Origin of the sequence: Paraburkholderia sp. RL17-337-BIB-A, from assembly GCF_046025895.1 — a bacterium.
GTDB lineage: Bacteria > Pseudomonadota > Gammaproteobacteria > Burkholderiales > Burkholderiaceae > Paraburkholderia > Paraburkholderia fungorum_C.
Genome location: NZ_JARESY010000001.1, coordinates 1,756,511 through 1,775,634, shown reverse-complemented (window position 1 = coordinate 1,775,634; position 19,124 = coordinate 1,756,511). Strand labels below are relative to the sequence as shown.

The window sequence follows — 19,124 nt, the reverse complement described above, 5'->3', positions numbered from 1 at the left end:
CTCCTCATGAACGATTCATCTCTTCCGCCCGAACTCGACGATCGCGCCGGGAAGTCCGCGAAGCGCGCTGACCGTAACGTGGAACATGCCGCGGGAAATGCCGCGAAAAGCGCGGCGCAGGCGCCCGCGGCGGCCGCGCACCCGACACCGCGCCGGCGCCTGTGGCCACTCGCCCTGACCGGCCTTGCGGCCGCCTTGCTGCTCGCCGGCATCCTGCCGCGTGTCTCCGCGAGCGCCGCACTGACGCAACAGACCCAGGCGCAAAGCGCGCTCAGCGTAGCGGTTGTCATGCCGCGTCCCGCGCCGTCCTCGAACGAGTTGCTGTTGCCCGGCGCGGTCACGCCGTTCGCGGAAGCGTCGATCTACGCGCGCACAAGCGGCTATCTGGCCCACTGGACGAGCGATATCGGCGCCCAGGTCAAAAGCGGCCAGACGCTCGCGACGATCGACGCCCCCGACCTCGACGCGCAACTGCGCCAGGCCCGCGCCGACGAAAGCACCGCGCAGGCCAACTACGACTACGCGAAGACCACCGCGCAGCGCTGGCAGGACATGTTGAAAACGCAGTCGGTCGCGCAGCAGGACGCCGATACGAAAACGAGCGACATGGAAGCGCGCCGCGCGATGCTGGCGTCCGCGCAGGCGAACGTCGCACATCTGGCCGAACTGGTCTCGTACGAAAAAATCACCGCGCCGTTCGACGGCGTGATCACCGCCCGCCACGTCGATGTCGGCGCGCTGGTGACGGCGGGCGGCACGCCCGGCACCGCCGGCATGTCGGGCGAGCTGTTTCATATCCAGCAGAACGGCATTCTGCGGGTCTTCGTGGACGTGCCGCAGAACGACGCGCCGTATGTCACGCCGGACACCGCCGTCTATCTGACTGCCCAGCAGTATCCCGGCCGTCACATTGCCGGGCGGGTGGCGCGCAGCACCGGCTCGATCGATCCGGCGAGCCGCACGTTGCGCGTCGAGGTGGACGTCGACAACAAGGACGGCGCGTTGATGCCGGGCGCCTATGTGCAGGTGCATCTGGCGTTGCAATCGTCGACGCCCGCGCTCGATTTGCCGGTCAGCACGCTGCTGTTTCGCCCGGATGGCGTGACGGCCGCGGTGGTGGACGGCAACGGCAAGGTGGCGCTGAAGACCGTCCACATCGGCCGCGATTTCGGCACCCATGTGGAAATCACCACCGGGCTGGCGGCTACGGATCGCGTGATCGACAACCCGGGCGATTCGCTGAATGCGGGACAGGCCGTGCAGATCGCGCCGGCCACGCATAGCTGAGCGCCCGTCATCGTAAGGATGTTTGCCATGTCTTTTACCTTTACTTGCCCGTTGCTGCGGCGCTCGCTGGCCGTGGCGCTGACCGGCGCGCTGGCCGCCTGCTCGACGCTCCCCGCTTACCAGCGGCCCACTGCCGGGGTGCCCGCGCAATTCGCGGGCGCCACGCCCGGCTGGGCGCAGGCGGCGCCCGCCGACGCCGCGCCGCGCGGGCCCTGGTGGACGATCTTCGGCGATCCCGTGCTCGATCAGCTCGAAGCGCGCATCGACGTCTCGAACCAGACCGTGCGCAAGGCCGTCGCGCAAGTCCAGCAGGCGCGCTCGATGGTCGACTATCAGCACGCGGGATTTTTCCCGACCATCACCGCCGGCGCCGCGCAGGAGCGCTTCCGGACCTCGCAGAACATCGTGGGACGCTCGCTCGCGGGCAAGACCATCCCCGACTATTCGGCGGGCGTGTCGGCGAGCTGGGAGCCCGATCTGTTCGGCCGCGTGCGCGACAGCGTCGCGGGCGCGCAAGCCAATGCCGATGCCAGCGCGGCGGACCTCGAAGCGGTGCGTCTGTCGATGAGCTCAGATCTCGCCGTCGACTATTTCGCGCTGCGCTCGCTGGACACGCAGAAAAAGCTGCTCGACGACAGCGTGCATGCCTACGCCGATGCATTGAATCTGCTCCAGCAGCAGCTGAAGAACGGCGCGATCGACGCTTCCGCGGTCGCTCAGGCCACCACGCAGCTCGAAGCGACACGCACGCAGGACACCGACATCGACGTGACCCGCGCGCAGATGCAGCACGCGATCGCGACCCTGATCGGCGAACCGGCTTCGACCTTTGCCCTGTCGCCGAACGGCTCGGCGGTGGCGCCCCCGGCCATTCCGGTCGGCGTGCCCTCGCAACTGCTCGAACGGCGGCCCGATATCGCCGCTGCCGAACGGCGCGTGGCGGCGGCGAATGCGCAGATCGGCGTGGCGCATGCGGCGTTCTTCCCCGATCTGATGTTGTCGGCGAGCGCGGGGCTGGAAAGCAGCTTCTTCGCGCCGTGGCTGAGCGCGCCGAGCCTGTTCTGGTCGATCGGGTCGCAACTCGTCGGCACGCTGTTCGACGGCGGCCAGCGCAGCGCCACGCTGCACGGCGCGACCGCGCAATACGACGGCACGGTCGCCGATTACCGGCAGTCGGTGCTGGTGGCGTTTCAGCAGGTCGAGGACAACCTCTCGGCGCTGAATTCGCTCGCGGACGAAGCCGCCAGCCAGCAGCGCGCGACCAGCGCCGCCGATCTGTCGCTGCGCCTTACGACCAATCGTTTCAATGCAGGCGCGGTCAGCTATCTCGACGTGGTGACCGCGCAGACGATCGCGTTGACGAACGAGCGCACCGCGGATCAGATTGCCGCGCGCCGGCTGGAATCGAGCGTGTTGTTGATGAAGGCATTGGGCGGCACGTGGCATGACGTTGGCACGAGCGCAACGGCGGCTGATGTGGCGGCTTCGGCGGTTGCCGCGAAGCCCGGCGGCGGTTGATGTGGCGGCTGCGGCCGTTGCCGCGAAGCCCAACGGCGGCTGATGTGGCGGCTTCGGCGGTTGCCGCGAAGCCCCACGGCGGCTGATGTGGCGGCGTCGGCGGTTGCCCCGAAGCCCAACGGCGGTTGATGTGGCGGCTGCGGCGGTTGCCGCGAAGCCCAACGGCGGCTGATGTGGCGGCTGCGGCGGTTGCCGCGAAGCCCAACGGTGGTTGATGCGGCGGCTGCGGTTGCCGCGAAGCCCAACGGTGGTTGATGCGGCGGCGGTTGCCGCAAAGCCCAACGCTGAAGCCGGTATTGACCCGGCCGCAGCCAAGCGTGCGATGCGACCCGAAGTGCCGTCCGAAGTGCGGCCTGTTATGCAGTCCGCAGGAACGTGAGAATGAAGCGCGTGCTGTGCACGTCGCTTTCCGCGCGCACGGTTCCGCCATGCAATTCCATGATGGTACGCACGATGGCAAGGCCGAGTCCCGTCGATCCCGTGGAGGCTTGCGACAAACCCGCGGAAGGCAACGTGCTGCGCGACGGATCGATCCGGTAGAAGCGGTCGAAGATTCGCTCGAGATGCTCTGCCGCGATCGGCCGCCCCGGGTTCGACACGGTGATGTGCACAGCGCCGGCGGATGCGGCGGCGTCGAGCACGATCTCGCCGCCGCGCGGCGTATAGCGGATCGCGTTGGCGAGCAGGTTGCTGACAGCGCGGCGGAACAGTTCGAGGTCCGCGGTCAGGGACGCCGCACCGCTCACGCGCACCGTGACATGCGCTTCTTCGGCAATGCCTTCGAAGTAGTCGGCGATATGCGTCAGCTCCAGGGCGGCGCCGAACTCGCGCATGTGTTTGATGAACTGAGGATGTTCAGCGCGAGCCAGAAACAGGACGCTTTCGATCATGCGCGACAGGCGATCGCACTCTTCGAGGTTCGACGCGAGAAGCGTTTCGTATTCGTCGGCGGAGCGCGGCCGGGCTAGCGCGACTTCCGCCGCGCCACGCATATTGCTCAGCGGGGTACGCATATCGTGAGCGAGGTCGGCGGTAAAACGCGACAAGCGCTGAAAGCCCAGTTCGACGCGCTCGAACATCGCATTCAATGCGCTCACCAGCGCCTTGAGTTCGCTGGGCACGCGCGCGGCCTCGATGCGCGTATGCAACCGGTTGACCGTCACGAGGCTCGCGCTCGCCGCGATATCGCGCAGCGGCCGCAGCGCGGCGCGGATCAGCAGATAACTCAGCACGATTGCCAGCAGGACACCGACGACACCGGCCAGGTTGAGTTCGTCACGGTAACGGTCCAGCAAAAGCCAGCGGTCGCTCATGTTGCGCGCCACCAGTACGCTGGCCGCTTCGCCGTCGCGTAACCGCACGTCGGCCAGGATGCCGCGGATCGGCGCGCCATTGCGGCCCATCCACTCGCCGATATCCACCTCGGTAATGCGTGCCGAAGCCGGAATGCGTTTGAGCGGCGGCAGCGCAGTGATGATCAGGGCGCCGCTTGTCGCGCTTGTCCCGCTTGTTGCGCTTGTTGCGCTCGTTGCGCCGGTCCCACTCGTCCCACTTGCCGCGCCTGCCTCATTCGCCGTGCGAGGCGCCGCGAAGGTCCCCGCGGCGTTGTGTTCGATCATCTGGTTGCCGTCCGGGCCGAAAACCTCCATCGACATCGCTTCATTGCCCAGCACGATGCTGGTGAGACGGTCGCTGTGCTCGCGGATGTCTTTCGCGGTATCCAGCTCCTGAGCGAGACGGCGCGCATGGCGCGCGGCGAGCACGATATCGAGGTTGTCCTGGGTCTTGATCTGCCGTTCGAGCGCGAGGTAGAGATAACTGCCGACCAGCACGAAAACCGCCAGCGTGGTGACGCCAAAGGCAATGGCCAGCGTGGCGGCCAGCGAGCGGCCGCGCATTACCCCACGTCCTTCACTTCGAGCACATAGCCGACGCCGCGCACGGTATGAATCAGCTTGACGGGGAAGTTGTCGTCGATCTTGGTGCGCAGCCGGCGAATCGCCACTTCAACGACGTTGGTGTCGCTATCGAAGTTCATGTCCCACACATAGGATGCGATCTGCGTACGGCTCAGCACCTCGCCGTGACGGCGCGCAAGCAGTTGCAGCAGCGAGAACTCGCGTGGCGTGAGATCGATACGGAGACCGCCGCGCTTGACGCGCCGGCGATTGACGTCCATTTCCAGATCGCCGACCTTGATCAGTTCGCTTTCGCGCGGCGGCCCGCGACGCGCCAGCGTTCGCACGCGCGCCAGCAATTCCACGAACGCGAAGGGCTTGACCAGATAGTCGTCCGCGCCGAGTTCCAGACCGCGGACGCGATCGTCGACGTCGTCGCGGGCGGTGAGGAACAGCACCGGAGTGGTCCGCGTGTTGCGCAGCGTCTTGACGATGGTCCAGCCGTCCATGCCGGGCAGCATCACGTCGAGCACGATGACGTCGTACTCTTCTTCCTGCGCGAGGATCAGGCCTTGCGGACCGTCATTGGCGACGTCGACCGCGTAGCCGGATTCCTCCAGACCTTTTCTCAGATAGGCCGCTGTTTTCAGCTCGTCCTCGATCACCAGGATTCGCATTTGACGCTCCGCGTTGCATTGATCTCTAAATCATACCGGCAAGCGCGGTGCGTCGTGATTACGATCCGGTAATGTCAGACCTGAATCCCGATCTCATGCTCAGCCAGGCCAAAAACCGAAACTCGCAGGCCAGGCCGGTCAGCATTGTTACGCAGCGAAAGCGCAAGTTGATGCCGCTCGGCAATCCGCGAAACAATCGCGAGCCCGAGCCCGCTCCCCTCGCCCTGCGCGTCTTCGCCGCGATAAAACCGGTCGAAAACCCGTTCGATCTCGGCCGCCGGAATCCCGGACCCGCTATCCACCACGTCGAAGCCGACGCGATCGCCGGCGCGCCGCAGGATCACGTCGACCCGCCCGCCGCGAGGCGTATGGCGAATCGCGTTGTTGACCAGGTTGCCCAGCAGGACACTCATGCCGTGTGGTTCGGCAAGCACCGTATACGCATCCGAAGCGCCGCGCGCCGCTTCGCACTCGAGTCCGAGATCGATCTCTCTCGTCTCCGCGAGTAAGGAAAAATCCCCCACCACCTGTTCGCCGATCCGCCGCAAACTGGTCGGCACCATCGACGTCGCCGGATGCGCGTCTTCCCGCGCCAGCGTCAATAACTGCTGCACCAGGTGAATGATCCGATTCACGCGTCCTTCGAGGCGCTCCAGCGTCTGCCCTTCGCCCTTCAACGAACCGTCGCGCGACGCCGCCTGCAATTGCAGCTTCAGCGCCGCGAGCGGTGAACGCAACTCGTGCGCGGCGTCGGCGATGAACGTGCGCTGCGCCTGCGAGGCCGTGCCGAGGCGCTGCAGCAGATCGTTGAGCGCGTCCACCAGCGGCTTGATTTCGACCGGCACGGCGCCGTCCAGCCGCAACGGCTCCAGCGAATCGATCGAGTGTGTCGCGAGCGCGCGAGACAGGCCGCCGATCGGCGCCAGGCCGCGCGCCACCACCAGCAGCACCAGCACGATCGTCACCGGCACCAGCACGCCGAGCGGCCATAGCGTATGCAGCGCCAGTCGCAGTGCGAGGTCCTCACGTACCGACACCGGCTGCGCCACCTGGATATAGCGCTCCGGCTGCTGCAGCCCAAACGTGCGCCAGTGAAATTCGCCGCGCTTCACCGTACTGAAGCCGGCCGGCAGGCGCGACAACACCGGCGCCTGCATCGAGTGATAGACGAGCTGGCCTGAACGGTCCCAGATTTCGATGACGATGCGGTCATCGGCCAGATCGCCGAAGTCGGGGCCGCGATGCTCGCCGTCGCCGCCGCCCGCGAGATTCGACGGCAACGAGAGCGCGACCGTGCGCAATTCGTAGTCGAACAGTTCGCTCGCTTCCTGGCGCGCCGTGTGGAAGATCCCGTACGCGGCGACAATCGAGGCCGCCGCCAGGCCAAAAATCAACCAGCCCAACAGCCAGCGGCGAATCGACGTCATCCGCACCTCTTCAGACGGTAGCCCACCCCGCGCACGGTCACCACCTGGTCCGCGCCGATCTTGCGCCGCAGGCTGTGCACGTGCACTTCGATGGTGTTGCTGCCGACCTCCTCGCCCCAGCCGTACAGCTTGTCTTCGAGTTCCGCCTTGGTGAAGACGCGCGTGGGTTCCTCGATCAGCGCCTGCAACAGCGCGAATTCGCGCGGCACGAGCGGCAGCGGCTCACCGTCTTTGGTGACCTCGTGGGCCGCGGGGTCGAGCGTGAGTTCGCCGTGCGCGTAGACCGGCTGCTTCTGGCCGGTGCGCCGCCGCAACAAGGCGCGCACGCGCGCGGCCAGTTCGTCGAGATCGAAGGGTTTGATCAGGTAGTCGTCGGCGCCGGTGTCGAGGCCGCGAATCCGCTCATCCACGGCGTCGCGCGCGGTCAGAATGATCACCGGCGCCGCGCCGCCATTCTTGCGGTAGGCATTGAGCACGTCGATGCCGTCTTTCTTCGGCAGGCCCAGATCGAGCAGCACGAGATCGTAGACGCCGTTGCCCAGCGACAATTCCGCGGCGCGGCCGTCCTCGGCCCAGTCGATGGCGTAGCCCGAACGGCGCAGCGCGCCCAATACGGTCTCCGCAATCATCTCGTCGTCTTCGACCAGTAACAGACGCATGGCGTCTCCTCGCTCCAGTTTGCCCGCATTGTCCGGCCTGCCAGCTTAACGTTTCCTTAGGCGAACCTGATGAAACGCTGATGCGCGGCTAAGGCGACGATCAAGGGACGCTGAAGCGGTAGTTAAGCGTTTCCTAAGCATGCTATCCGCAGAATCGATTCCTGTTGTGCGGTATGCCGTTCGCAGCTGCCGCATTCTTTTCGCTCAGGAGCCGGATTTTGCCCGTTTTCCACGCCGCCGTAGCGGTCCCCTCAGCGGTACGGCTGCGCGCGCTCGCGCCAATGGTCTGCGCGCTGCTGCTGGCCGGCTGCACGTGGTATCACCGCGAGCCGCTCGCGCTGCAAGATACGTCGACCTCCGCGCGTTCGCTCGAACGCGTGCGCATCGATGCGTCGACCATGCCGCTGCCCGAACTGGCCGCGCATCGCTTCGATCCGTCCGACGGACTCGACATCGACGAGGTCGCGATGCTCGCCGTTGCCAACAATCCCGACCTCAAGCTTGCGCGCGACGACCTCGGCATCGCGCGCGCCCAGGCCTATTCAGCCGGCTTGCTGCCCGAGCCGCAATTGAGCGTCTCGAGCGACTATCCTGGCGCCATCGGCACCACCCGTGCGTTCAGTTATGGCTTGAGCATGGACGTGATGGCGATCGTACTGCGCAGCGCGAACCGGCAGTCCGCCGACGCGAGCGTCGCCAGAACGGATCTCGGCCTGCTCTGGCAGGAATGGCAGATCGTCGCGCAGGCGCGGCAGTTGTTCATCAAGACGCGCTTCCAGCAGGACACCTTGCCACTGCTGCAACAGCAGCGCGACCTCGCGCGCACACGCTACGAGCGGATGGCCGAGGCACGCCGCGACGGCAACCTGACCGACGATACCTTGAGCGCCGCGCTCACGTCGTACAGCGACGCGCGCAAGCAATACACCGACGCCGAACGCGCGGCCGAACAGACGCATCACGATCTGAACGCGCTGCTGGGGCTTTCGCCCGAGGTCGAGGTGCAACTGCAAGCCGCGGCGCCAGGCGGCGGCGACGATCCCGCCGACCTGTCCGACGCCGCGCTCAGCCATCTCGCGCAACGACGCCCCGACCTGATCGCCTTGCAGGCCGGCTACGAAGCGCAGGAGCAGAAATACCGCGCAGCGATTCTCAGCCAGTTCCCGAGTCTGTCCGTGGGCTTCGTGCGCGCGCGCGATACCTCGAACATCTACACCAGCGGCTTCCAGATCAACCTGAGCCTGCCGATCTTCAACCGCAATCAGGGCAACGTCGCGATTGAAAAGGCGACCCGCCAGCGGCTGCGCGACGAGTACCAGTCGCGCCTGAACCAGGCGTACGCGGACGTCGCTCATCTGCGCGCGGACAACGCGATTCTCACGCGGCAATTGCATCAGACCGAAGCGGCGCTGCCCGACGTCGATGTCGCCGCGCAGCACGCCGCTGCCGCATACGCGGAACACAATCTCACGCTCGGCGCTTACACCGACGCGCAAAGCGCTTCGCTCACCAAACGCATCGACGTCGCGACGCTGCGCGAATCGCTCGCCGAACAACGCGTCGGCTTGCAGGCGCTGCTCGGCAGCGCGATACCCGACGCCTTCTCTTCCGCTCAGACCTATACCGACACTCATGCGAAATAGCCCCTTTCCGGCGCGGCGGCCGCGCATCGCCTCGCTGGCGCTCTCCCTTGCCTGTGCCACGCTGATGAGCGCCGCCGTCCATGCAGCCGGTGCGCCTGGCGCGGACGATACCAATGACAAGACCGTCGTATCCGTACAAACCGTACGCGTGCAGCGCGCCGTCATTGCGCAGCCGGTGCGGGCCTACGGTATCGTCGCCGCGTCCACGTCGAACCTCACCACCGTCAATCTGCCGTACGTCGCGCGTATTGTGCAGATGCGCGTGCAGGCCGGCCAAAGCGTGACGCGCGGCACGCCCCTCTGCGTCGTCCAGGCCGATCCCGCAGCCGTGCTCGCGGCGACCCAGGCGAAGAGCGCAGTGACGCTCGCGCAAGGCGAACTGGCGCGCACCCAGTCGCTGTACGACAAAGGGCTTGCCACGCAATCGCAACTCGCGACCGCGCAGAAAGCCGTCGAGGATGCCCGGCAGGCGCTAGCCGCTCAGAACGAAGAAGGCGTGACGCGCGGCAACAAAACCATCGTCGCGCCGCTCGACGGCGTGGTGCTGCAGGTGTCGGCGGCCCAGGGCGACCAGCTGCAGCCGGGCGCCGCGATCCTGCAACTGGCGGGCGGCACTGGACGCGATGAGCGCGCGAACGTGATGCTCGGCGTCGAGCCCGCGGACGCCACCGCAATCCATCCCGGCGACACCGTCACGCTGCACGGCCTGTCAGCCTCGCTCGCGAAGGCCGCGACGGACGGTCATGTAGTGCTGGTCGGCGCTTCCGTCGATCAACAAAGTCAATTGGTGAATGTGGGCGCGAATGTGCCGCTCGGACAGAGCGTGTTCATTCCGGGCACGCGCGTGGCCGCCGATATCGCGACACGCAGCGGCACGCACTGGGTGGTGCCCCGTTCAGCGGTGCTGAAAGATGATAAGGGAGCCTACGTATTCCAGATCACGCCGCAAAACAAGGCACGTCGCGTGGCGGTCATCACGCAGATTGAAAACGGCGACCGCTACGGTGTGGATGGACCGCTCGACGGCGCACAAGGTCTCGTCGTCAGCGGCAACTACGAGTTGAAAGACGGCATGGCGGTGCAAGCCGGCGGAGGCGCGCCGCAATGAATTTCGGTCAATGGATGCAGAAGCACCGGCGCTCGCTGCTGTTCGTGATCGCCTTGCTGGCGATCGCAGGCGCACTGACCGCGTTCCGCTTGCCGATCTCGCTGTTCCCGAACGTCGCGTTTCCGCGTGCGGTCGTATCGCTCGACGCGGGCGACCGCCCTGCCGAACAAATGGCCACGCTCGTGACGATGCCCGTCGAAGAAGCCTTGCGGCGCGTGCCGAATGTGCGCGACGTCGAGTCGAAAACGAGCCGCGGCGCGGCGGAAATCTCGCTCAATTTCGACTGGGGCACCGACATGGCGGAAGCCACCTTGCAGGCGCAGTCGGCGATCAGCGAGATTCTCGCGACGCTGCCGCCAGGCACTTCAATGCAGGTGCGGCGCATGGACCCGACCGTGTTTCCGGTGCTCGCCTATAGCCTCACGTCGAACCAGCAGTCGCTAGCGGCGCTGCACGATCTCGCGCAATTCCAGATGCGGCCGCTGCTTTCCTCGGTGGAAGGCGTGGCGCGCGTCGACGTGACGGGGGGCGACCAGGACGAGTTCGAAGTCGCCATCGATCCACAGCAACTCGCCGCCTGTAAGCTCTCGCTCGCGGATGTCTCGAAAGCGATTGGCGCGAGCAACGTGCTGATGGCGAACGGCCGCATCGAGGATCACGACAAGCTGTACCTCGTGATCGCCAACACCACGATCACGCAACTGAACGAACTGCGCAACGTGGTGGTGTCCGCCAGCGGCGCGACGCAGATCCGTCTCGGCGATATCGCCACGGTCCGTCAGGGCATCGTGCCGCAATGGATGCGCGTCACCGCCGACGGCCAGGATGCGGTGCTGCTCAACGTCTATCAGCAACCGGGCGCGAACAGCGTGGCGATGGCCAAGGCGATTCGCGCGAAGCTCGCCGGCTTCCAGCAGCAGATGCCGGCGGGCGTGCATCTGTCGAACTGGTACGACCAGAGCGAACTGGTGATCGCCTCGGCGTCCAGCGTGCGCGACGCGATCATGATCGGCGTGGTGCTGGCCGCGTTGACGCTGTTCGCTTTTCTGCGCAACTGGAAGATCACCGCGATCGCCGTCGCGCTGGTGCCGGTCGTGATGGCCGCGACGATCCTGCTGCTCGACGTGTTCGGCATGGGCTTCAACATCATGACGCTCGGCGGCATGGCGGCCGCGGTCGGCCTCGTGATCGACGATGCGATCGTGATGATCGAACACATCGTGCGACGCATGCGGGAAGGCGGCGCACACGCGTTTCACGGCCGCGTGATGGCCGCCGCGCTCGAATTCACGCGACCGCTCGCGGGATCGTCGGCGGCGACGCTGATCATCTTCGTGCCGCTCGCGTTTCTGTCGGGCGTGACGGGCGCGTTTTTCAAGGCGCTGTCGGTCACCATGGCGAGCGCGTTGTTCATTTCGTTTCTCGTTACGTGGCTCGCGGTGCCGATTCTCTGCGACCGCTGGCTGAAACCGAAGGACGCCGAGGAACACAAGGACACCCGCTTCGCCGCGTGGATGAATAAGCGCTACGCGTATCTCGTCGCGCGTGTCACGGCGCGGCCCATTCTTGTGCTGCTCGGCCTCGTGCCGCTGATCCTGGTGGCGGCGTTCGCCTTCACACGGGTGGGCAGCGGCTTCATGCCGAGCATGGACGAAGGCGGTTTCGTGCTCGACTACCATACGGAGCCCGGCACGTCCGTGACTGAAACCGACCGGCTGATGAGGCAGATCGAGCGCATCATTCGCGCGAATCCGAACGTCGCGACCTATTCGCGCCGTACCGGCGCAGGTCTCGGCGGCGATCTCAACGAGCCCAACAAGGGCGACTTCTTCATCCGGCTGAAGTCGAGCGGCCGCGAGCCGATCGAAACGGTGATGGAAGAAATCCGCTCGAAGATCGAGACACAGGTACCGGGCGTGAGCGTCGAACTCGCCCAGTTGATGGAGGATCTGATCGGCGACCTCACCGCGGTGCCGCAACCGGTGCAGATCAAGATCTATTCCGACGACCCGAACACGCTCGACACCACCGCGCGCAAAGTCGCCGCGCAGATCGGCAAGATTCAGGGCGTGGTGGACGTCAACGACGGCATCAACCCCGCCGGCGACGCACTCGAACTGCACATCCACCCCGAAGCCGCGGCCGCCGAAGGCATGGATCCGCAGTCGATTGCGCAAGCCGTCACCGACATGGTGGAAGGCAGCGTGGCGACGCAATTCCAGCGCGGCCCGAAAACCGTGGGCGTGCGCGTGCGGGTCGCGGGCGCGGCGAAACTGACCGATACGCAACTGGGGCAGTTGCAGATTCGCGCGCCGGACGGGCATCTCTTCGCACTGAACCGTGTCGCCGACCAGGTGACGGTGACCGGCCAGCCCGAAATCAGCCGTGACAATCTCAAGCGAATGGTGGCGGTGACGGCACGCATCGACGGCCGCGATCTGGGATCGACGATTGCCGATGTGCAGAAGACCATGAGCGACAGGAGCCTGTTGCCTGCCGGCGTGTATTACGAATTGGGCGGCTTGTATCAGCAGCAGCAGATTGCGTTCAAGGGCTTATTGACCGTGTTCGGTGCCGCGATTGCGCTCGTGTTCGGGCTGCTGCTGTTTCTCTACGAGCGCTTTCGGGTTGCTCTCGCCGTGATGGCGATGCCGTTGCTCGCGGCCGGCGCGGTCTTCATCGGCTTGTGGATCACCGGGATCGAGTTGAACATCTCCGCGATGATGGGGATGACGATGATCATCGGTATCGTGACCGAGGTGGCGATTTTTTACGTGTCCGAGTTGCAGGGGCTCATCACGGATGAGGGTGTGCCGTTTGCAGAGGCTTTGCTCGCGGCTGGGCGCAATCGTCTGCGGCCGATTGCCATGACGACGATCGCCGCGATTCTGGCTTTGCTGCCGTTGGCTTTCGCGCTGGGGCAAGGGTCGGCGATGCAGCAGCCGCTTGCTGTCGCCATCATTTCGGGGTTGATTGTGCAGTTGCCGTTAGTGCTCTTACTGTTGCCCGTGCTGCTCAAACTGCTGATGAGGCGAGCCGTTTAAGGCGTCGACCGATGCCGTCACACCGCCTGACGGTATCGGATCGGGTTGTCCGAGGATGAAATCCCGATACCTTTAGGGATACCGAAATTCCCACCTGCCCCTCACGCGAGGCGCCCACCATCGCGCCCCAGCGCCTTGCTGGCGGCCATCGAAACAACGCGGGTGCGCTTGACAGCGGCGCTTCGGCTGCCTGATACCGAACCGCGCCACCTCGCCCGCGTGTGCTGAACAGCAGACGCTGGTGCCGAGGACAAAACAGCATCCGGCCGAGAGGAGTGAATCGAGGCATTGGACGGCCCCGACATCTGCAACTGCGCGGGTCGAACCTTGAATAGATCCGCCTGAAAATTGCCGGCACCTTCGTGGACGGACGGCAGGTAGGAAGGTGGCAACGCTTCCCTCAAGCTTGCCGCCGCCGCATCGACCTCGGCTTGCAGTTCACCCGCATGCTGGCGCACGGTACGGTCGACCGTGCCCTGCACATGGGTCACTGCCCGCTCGATATCGTCCTTCACCTTGCGCAGTTCGTCGATCCGGATCTGCTGATCTACTTCCGCCCGCACGCTGCTCAAGTAACGTTGCGCGCGCCCCAGTAAGGTGCCGGCGGTGCGCGCGACACGCGGAAGTCGCTCCGGACCGAGCACGACCAGGGCAACCGTGCCGATGACGGCCAATTTGGAAATGTCGATGTCAAACATGGCAACCGTCCCTCCAGATTGTTGCGAATTCACTCACATGCATGAGTCATTGTTGCGAAACGGCGGGAGGATCCTGCACGTCGATGTGCGCGGCCGCCGGCACCGCCTTCGCGGCAGCCTCTGCAGTAACCGGTTCGATTTCCTGCATGCCTTCCTTGAAACCCTTGATCGCGCCGCCGAGGTCCGAGCCGAGATTGCGGATCTTCTTCGTTCCGAAAACCAGCGCGACGATTACCAGAACGATCAGCCAGTGCGTAATGCTAAGGCTACCCATGATCAAACTCCTTTCATATGTAATGAACTTAACGGCAACCTGCTCCAGGTCGTGCGCCGATCCTAACGGCATTTGCATGCAGCGTGTATCAAACGTTCTTATAGCTTCTTCAATAAATCCTGATTGGTCATTTTGGCCATACGTTTCTAGTATTTGCGGCACGGAGCGGATGGCGATGTCCCGATTCTGCAGTGAGCCGTCCACGTTGAGCGACGTTTAGCTGCAACATCAGCCACACCGGTTCCTGTCCACGCCTGCGTCGTACGGGAGTTCACCCTGACCACGGGTATTTGTTCTATAGGATTACTGATGAGGAATCAACCATGACTGACCTGAAACGTCGCAGTGTGCTTGCCAGCGCGGCTGCTGGAGCCGTGGCTCTCGGCGCAACGGCGGCTGCCAGGGCCGCCGAATTCGGCAACCCGGACCGTCCGTTGCAAGGCAGTATCAATTCGACACCCGCTGCGAATTCCGAGCCGGGTCCGCAGAATCCGCAACTGCGTGACGTACTGCCGTCGTTCAACAATCCGCCGCCGACGGACGTCGGCGGAATGGCGATTCCATGGGCCTCCTTCAACGAGGCGCACAAGCGCATCCAGGCTGGCGGCTGGGCTCGCGAAGTGACGACGAAGGCGTTCCCGATATCGAAGGACATCGCGGGCGTGAATATGCGTCTCGGACCGGGCGGCGTGCGCGAACTGCATTGGCACCAGCAGGCTGAGTGGGCCATCATGGTCAGCGGCGAAGTTCGTATCACGACGATCGACACCAAGGGTCGCGCGGAAGTAGCGGATGTACAAACCGGGGACATCTGGTATTTCCCGCCCGGCTTACCTCACTCGTTGCAAGGCCTGGGTAACAACGGCGGCGAATTCGTGCTGGCGTTCGACAACGGTGCGGCCGGCGAATTCAACACGCTGATGGTGTCTGACTGGCTGGCGCACACGCCCCCCGACATCCTCGCCCAGAACTTCGGCGTGCCGGCCGAGAAGTTCAAGGAAATCCCGCTCGAGCAACTGTGGATCTATCAGGGTGCGAAGGCAGGCCCGCTTGCGGCCGACCAGGCTTACGCGGCGTCGCCGGCGGGCCGCCCGGACCATCCGTTCATCTTCCGCATGGGCTCGATGGCGCCGACGCTGTCCCAGCCGGGCGGTGAGGTCCGCATCGTCGACAGCAGCAACTTCCCGGTTTCGAAGACAGTCGCAGCCGCGATGGTGACGCTGCGTCCGGGCGGTTTGCGCGAGATGCACTGGCATCCGGATGCGGACGAATGGCAGTACTTCATTCAGGGTACTGGCCGCATGACGGTGTTCAACGCGGGGCCGGCCGCTCAGACCGTCGACTTCAACCCGGGCGACGTCGGCTACGTCGAGAAGAATCTGGGCCATTACGTAAAGAATACCGGCACTACCGACCTGGTCTTCCTGGAGATATTCAAGTCGGACCACTTCTCAGAGGTCAGTCTGGCGCAGTGGTTGGCGAATACGCCACGCCAGCTGGTGCGCGAACACTTGCGCGTCGACGACGCCACGCTCGACATCCTCCACAAGCTGAAAGACCGTCGCGACGTAGTCGCGTAAGCAAAGACAGTCCTGCAGTAACCGTGGCGCCGCGTGTACCCGGGTTCGGCCTGAACCAGGGTCACGGCGCCCGATCCGGATTCAATGAGGTTGCGCCGCGCTTGCGCAATCGACGCAGTCAACCCGTAACGGCACCACGCAGCTCTTTGAAGAGGCGCTCCTCATGATCATGGCAATCAAACGAACGGCCAGGTACGCACTGTCCGGGGTAGCAACGGCGGACACAGTCACGGCGATGCGCAATACCCTCGACAATAAACGCAGTGGCCTTCGTGCGATGCTGCCATTCGCGGGCCCCGCGGTGATCGCATCGGTCGGCTACATGGATCCCGGTAACTTCGCGACCAACATCCAGGCCGGTTCGACCTACGGTTACGAGCTGCTTTGGGTCGTGCTGCTGTCGAGCCTCGTCGCCATGCTGTTTCAGGCGATGTCGGCCAAGCTCGGCATCGTGACAGGTCATAGTCTCGCGGAACTCTGTCGCGACGAGTTTCCGCGCCCTCTCGTGATCGGCATGTGGATCGCCTCGGAGATTGCCGCTATGGCGACCGACCTCGCCGAGTTCATGGGCGCGGCGATGGGCATCTCGCTGCTGTTTCATCTGGCGATCGGCTGGGGACTTGTGATTACCGGCGTCGTCACTATCGGTATTCTGTCGCTGGAAAAAAAGGGTTTTCGTCCGCTCGAGATCGTCATTGCCGCGCTCATTACCGTCATCGGACTGAGCTATCTATGCGAACTCGTGATCGCACCGCCAAACTGGCACGCCGTCATCTTTCACACGTTCGTGCCGCAGTTGCACGGAAGCAATGCGCTGATGCTCGCGGTAGGGATCGTCGGTGCGACCATCATGCCCCACACGATCTATCTGCACTCCGGCCTGACACAAAACCGGGCACCTGCGCGCAATGACTATCAACGCCGCAAGCTGGTGCGATTTTCGAATGTTGAAGTCATGGTTGCGATGGGTTTTGCCGGTGCCGTGAACCTCGCGATGGTGGCCATGTCCGCTTCCGTGTTCAGCAAGAACGCACCTGGCATTTCGGACATCACGGCGGCATACCACACGCTTACTCCGGTTCTCGGCGCGGGCGCCGGCGCACTGTTTCTGATTTCCCTGCTGGCCTCGGGTATCTCCAGCTCGGTGGTGGGAACCATGGCCGGTCAATCCATCATGCAGGGCTTTGTCGGATTCAGAATACCCGTTCTGGCACGACGCCTCATCACCATAGTGCCGGCCGTGATTGTTTGCATGACGTGCAACCCGATGAGCGCCATGGTGGACAGCCAGATCGTGCTCAGTCTGATCCTGCCGGTCCCGCTCATTGCGCTCGTCGTGCTGTCGTCGCGCCGCTCAGTGATGGGCCAATTTACCGCGTCCCGCAAGCTGATCGGAACGGCTGTCGTCGCAACCGGCGTGATTCTGGTCCTGAACGTAATGCTCATCTGGCAAGCGGTCGCTTCTTAACAGCGCGCGAGTGCGAAGCGCGACTTCGAGGCTCGCGCTACCGGCAACAATCGTGTTCGTTTCTGGAGCAGCGTGGTCAGGCCGCTGAAGATCCATGCCCGTATGCACACTCTCGATTCCCGTGAGACGTTCAAGCCGCGCCCCGGCCTCGGTGAGAAGAAACTGCCGGAAATCGCGAGCCGCGGGCGGCAGGGGGCGGTCCGCGCGGTATGCGACACGCCATTGGCGCTTAAGCGGAAAGCCCTGTACATCGAGCACCTTGAGCAAGCCGGCGCGCACTTCGGACTGAACCGCTTGCGCCGATAGAAAGCTGATGCCCAAGCCTGCCATGACCGACTGCTTGATGGCTTCCTCGCAACCGAGCTCCATGACGCGCTGTGTCGATTCGAGGCCGCAGAATGTCTCGTTGGCGGCGTTGCGGGTGTCAGTCCCGCCCTCCCGTACGATCACGCATTCGAGCGCGATGCGCGCAAACGGAATGTCGGTTTCATGAGCGAGCGGATGCGTCGGCGCGGCCACCAGTACAAAGGGATTGGGTGCAAACGGCTCAGATACGATCGCAGGGCCATCCGGCGCGTGCACCAGTACGGCGAGGTCGATCTGGTCGCTTCGCAGCAAGCTGATGAGTTGATCGCGACTGCGCACTGTCATGTCGAGATCGACCCCGGTCCTGCCCTGTATGAACGAGTTGATCAGATGCGGAAAGAAGTAGCTGCCCGAGGTAATCAGCCCGACCCGCAGGCGCTGGATGCCACCGGTCATCAGGTCCGCCAGTGATTGTTCGGCGGCCTTCAGATCCGCAAGGATCAACCGGCAGTGACGCAGAATCAGCTCGCCTGCTTCGGTCAGCGAGATCCGCTTGCCAATGTGGCGGAACAGCGGCAACCCAGCCTGATCCTCCATCTGCTTGATCTGCATCGATACGGCCGGCTGCGTCAGGTGAAGGTCCTCAGCCGCGCGGGAAAAACTCAAGTTGCGCGCCACACTTTCGAAAGTCTTGAGTTGTCTGATTGTCATATTTTTCATTTGAATCCGCGTGTCTCATCTGTGGAACGTACAACCGCCTACGGAAGATCCGGGGCTCCGCCAGCTCTACGGCCGTCACACGTGGACGCTGCGGCGACGCACTGCAGATCTCTGGCCAGGACAGGGAGGTGAGGTGTGACGCGCGTGGCGAGCCTGGCGCGTGGAAAGTTCAGGCCAGGTACCGGCTCACGTCCTTGCGGGTAGGATCGTCGGCCGTGCGGAGATTAATAAGGATCACTGCCGTATTCGGCTTATCTGATAAATGCTTCGAATTCTATAGCTGCCCCCACCACAACTACGTTTTCTATACTCGGACCAGGCCGGCACGGCTGACAGAATGGAAAGTGCCATACCGGCAGGTTGCAATCGCTTCAGCGTCGGACTGTGAAGCGGCCTGTGCGAAGGCGACCGACCAACGGCCGCAGCCGGCGCGATAACGGATCGAATAGGTGAACATGGCAATCTCCTGTGGCATTCAATATCAACACGCCGTGGCGCCCCCCGTCGCTGATCCGGATGGGTTGGTTCCATTCTGGTCAACCGTCGTTAACGCGATCCTGTCTTTCAGATGACATGTTTGTTATGTTGAAGCAAATTGTGCGCGTCGTAGCCAACCACCGATTTATTCCCCACGAACGCTGAACCCAATACGACTTCGGACAGGCTGTCTGAGAGTGGCTCACCCCATAAGCGGCGAGCGCTTGATCGATGAGAGAAGAATAGGATTTGCCGCAGTGTGAATCTACTCTACGGTTGGATATGCCGATACCGCGTTAGCGTTGCCTGGTTATACGAACGTATAACCGCGATAGGGGCC

14 protein-coding genes are annotated in these 19,124 nt (G+C 64.1%); 7 read left to right on the top strand and 7 right to left on the bottom strand.

Going from position 1 to position 19,124, the window contains the following annotated elements:
• Positions 1-6: 6 nt before the first annotated feature.
• Both P0D84_RS08050 and P0D84_RS08045 read left to right on the top strand, forming a co-directional pair.
• Entirely contained in the window at positions 7-1,287 is a 1,281-nt protein-coding gene (locus tag P0D84_RS08050) for an efflux RND transporter periplasmic adaptor subunit (RefSeq protein WP_408334565.1), read from the top strand.
• A 27-nt stretch (positions 1,288-1,314) separates the two neighbouring features.
• Positions 1,315-2,805 carry an efflux transporter outer membrane subunit gene (locus P0D84_RS08045; RefSeq protein WP_408334562.1) on the top strand — a complete coding sequence of 497 codons (1,491 nt, stop codon included), beginning with the start codon at positions 1,315-1,317 and terminating at the stop codon, positions 2,803-2,805.
• Positions 2,806-3,161: 356 nt separating this feature from the next.
• Here P0D84_RS08045 and P0D84_RS08040 read toward each other — a convergent pair whose 3' ends face one another.
• The 4 genes from P0D84_RS08040 to P0D84_RS08025 all read right to left on the bottom strand — a co-directional run bounded on the left by P0D84_RS08040 (position 3,162) and on the right by P0D84_RS08025 (position 7,466).
• Positions 3,162-4,703: a heavy metal sensor histidine kinase gene (locus tag P0D84_RS08040; RefSeq protein WP_408334559.1), complete on the bottom strand. Its 1,542-nt coding sequence runs from the start codon at positions 4,701-4,703 to the stop codon at positions 3,162-3,164.
• The gene (locus P0D84_RS08035; RefSeq protein ID WP_408334556.1) at positions 4,703-5,380 is read right to left on the bottom strand and encodes a heavy metal response regulator transcription factor; all 678 of its coding nucleotides are present in this window, start codon (positions 5,378-5,380) and stop codon (positions 4,703-4,705) included. Before P0D84_RS08035 ends, P0D84_RS08040 begins: the two co-directional genes overlap by 1 nt.
• 74 nt (positions 5,381-5,454) lie before the next feature.
• A complete protein-coding gene (locus tag P0D84_RS08030; RefSeq protein ID WP_408334553.1) occupies positions 5,455-6,807 on the bottom strand; it encodes an ATP-binding protein in 1,353 nt (450 codons plus the stop codon).
• Positions 6,804-7,466 carry a response regulator gene (locus tag P0D84_RS08025; RefSeq protein ID WP_408334550.1) on the bottom strand — a complete coding sequence of 221 codons (663 nt, stop codon included), beginning with the start codon at positions 7,464-7,466 and terminating at the stop codon, positions 6,804-6,806. The genes P0D84_RS08030 and P0D84_RS08025 overlap by 4 nt, the downstream gene beginning before the upstream one ends.
• 218 nt (positions 7,467-7,684) lie before the next feature.
• Here P0D84_RS08025 and P0D84_RS08020 point away from each other — a divergent pair, with 218 nt between their 5' ends.
• From P0D84_RS08020 to P0D84_RS08010, 3 genes are read left to right on the top strand one after another with little or no spacing between them, the layout of a single operon-like run.
• On the top strand, positions 7,685-9,109 hold the full coding sequence (locus P0D84_RS08020; protein ID WP_408334547.1) for a TolC family protein: 1,425 nt from the start codon (positions 7,685-7,687) through the stop codon (positions 9,107-9,109).
• A complete protein-coding gene (locus tag P0D84_RS08015; protein ID WP_408334544.1) occupies positions 9,099-10,217 on the top strand; it encodes an efflux RND transporter periplasmic adaptor subunit in 1,119 nt (372 codons plus the stop codon). Before P0D84_RS08020 ends, P0D84_RS08015 begins: the two co-directional genes overlap by 11 nt.
• On the top strand, positions 10,214-13,261 hold the full coding sequence (locus tag P0D84_RS08010) for an efflux RND transporter permease subunit (protein ID WP_408334541.1): 3,048 nt from the start codon (positions 10,214-10,216) through the stop codon (positions 13,259-13,261). Before P0D84_RS08015 ends, P0D84_RS08010 begins: the two co-directional genes overlap by 4 nt.
• Before the next feature lie 101 nt (positions 13,262-13,362).
• Here the strand turns inward: P0D84_RS08010 and tatB are convergent, their stop codons facing one another.
• Positions 13,363-13,959: a Sec-independent protein translocase protein TatB gene (tatB, locus tag P0D84_RS08005; protein WP_408334538.1), complete on the bottom strand. Its 597-nt coding sequence runs from the start codon at positions 13,957-13,959 to the stop codon at positions 13,363-13,365.
• Between the two features lie 46 nt (positions 13,960-14,005).
• On the bottom strand, positions 14,006-14,233 hold the full coding sequence (gene tatA / locus P0D84_RS08000; RefSeq protein ID WP_408334535.1) for a Sec-independent protein translocase subunit TatA: 228 nt from the start codon (positions 14,231-14,233) through the stop codon (positions 14,006-14,008).
• 323 nt (positions 14,234-14,556) lie between these two features.
• Here tatA and P0D84_RS07995 point away from each other — a divergent pair, with 323 nt between their 5' ends.
• On the top strand, positions 14,557-15,813 hold the full coding sequence (locus P0D84_RS07995) for a cupin domain-containing protein (protein WP_408334533.1): 1,257 nt from the start codon (positions 14,557-14,559) through the stop codon (positions 15,811-15,813).
• 163 nt (positions 15,814-15,976) lie between these two features.
• A complete protein-coding gene (locus P0D84_RS07990) occupies positions 15,977-17,281 on the top strand; it encodes an Nramp family divalent metal transporter (RefSeq protein ID WP_408334530.1) in 1,305 nt (434 codons plus the stop codon).
• On the opposite strand, the gene P0D84_RS07985 is transcribed toward P0D84_RS07990, so the two are convergent.
• Positions 17,168-18,298, bottom strand: a complete 1,131-nt coding sequence (locus P0D84_RS07985; RefSeq protein ID WP_408334527.1) for a LysR substrate-binding domain-containing protein — start codon at positions 18,296-18,298, stop codon at positions 17,168-17,170. The genes P0D84_RS07990 and P0D84_RS07985 overlap by 114 nt on opposite strands.
• Positions 18,299-19,124: the final 826 nt, after the last annotated feature.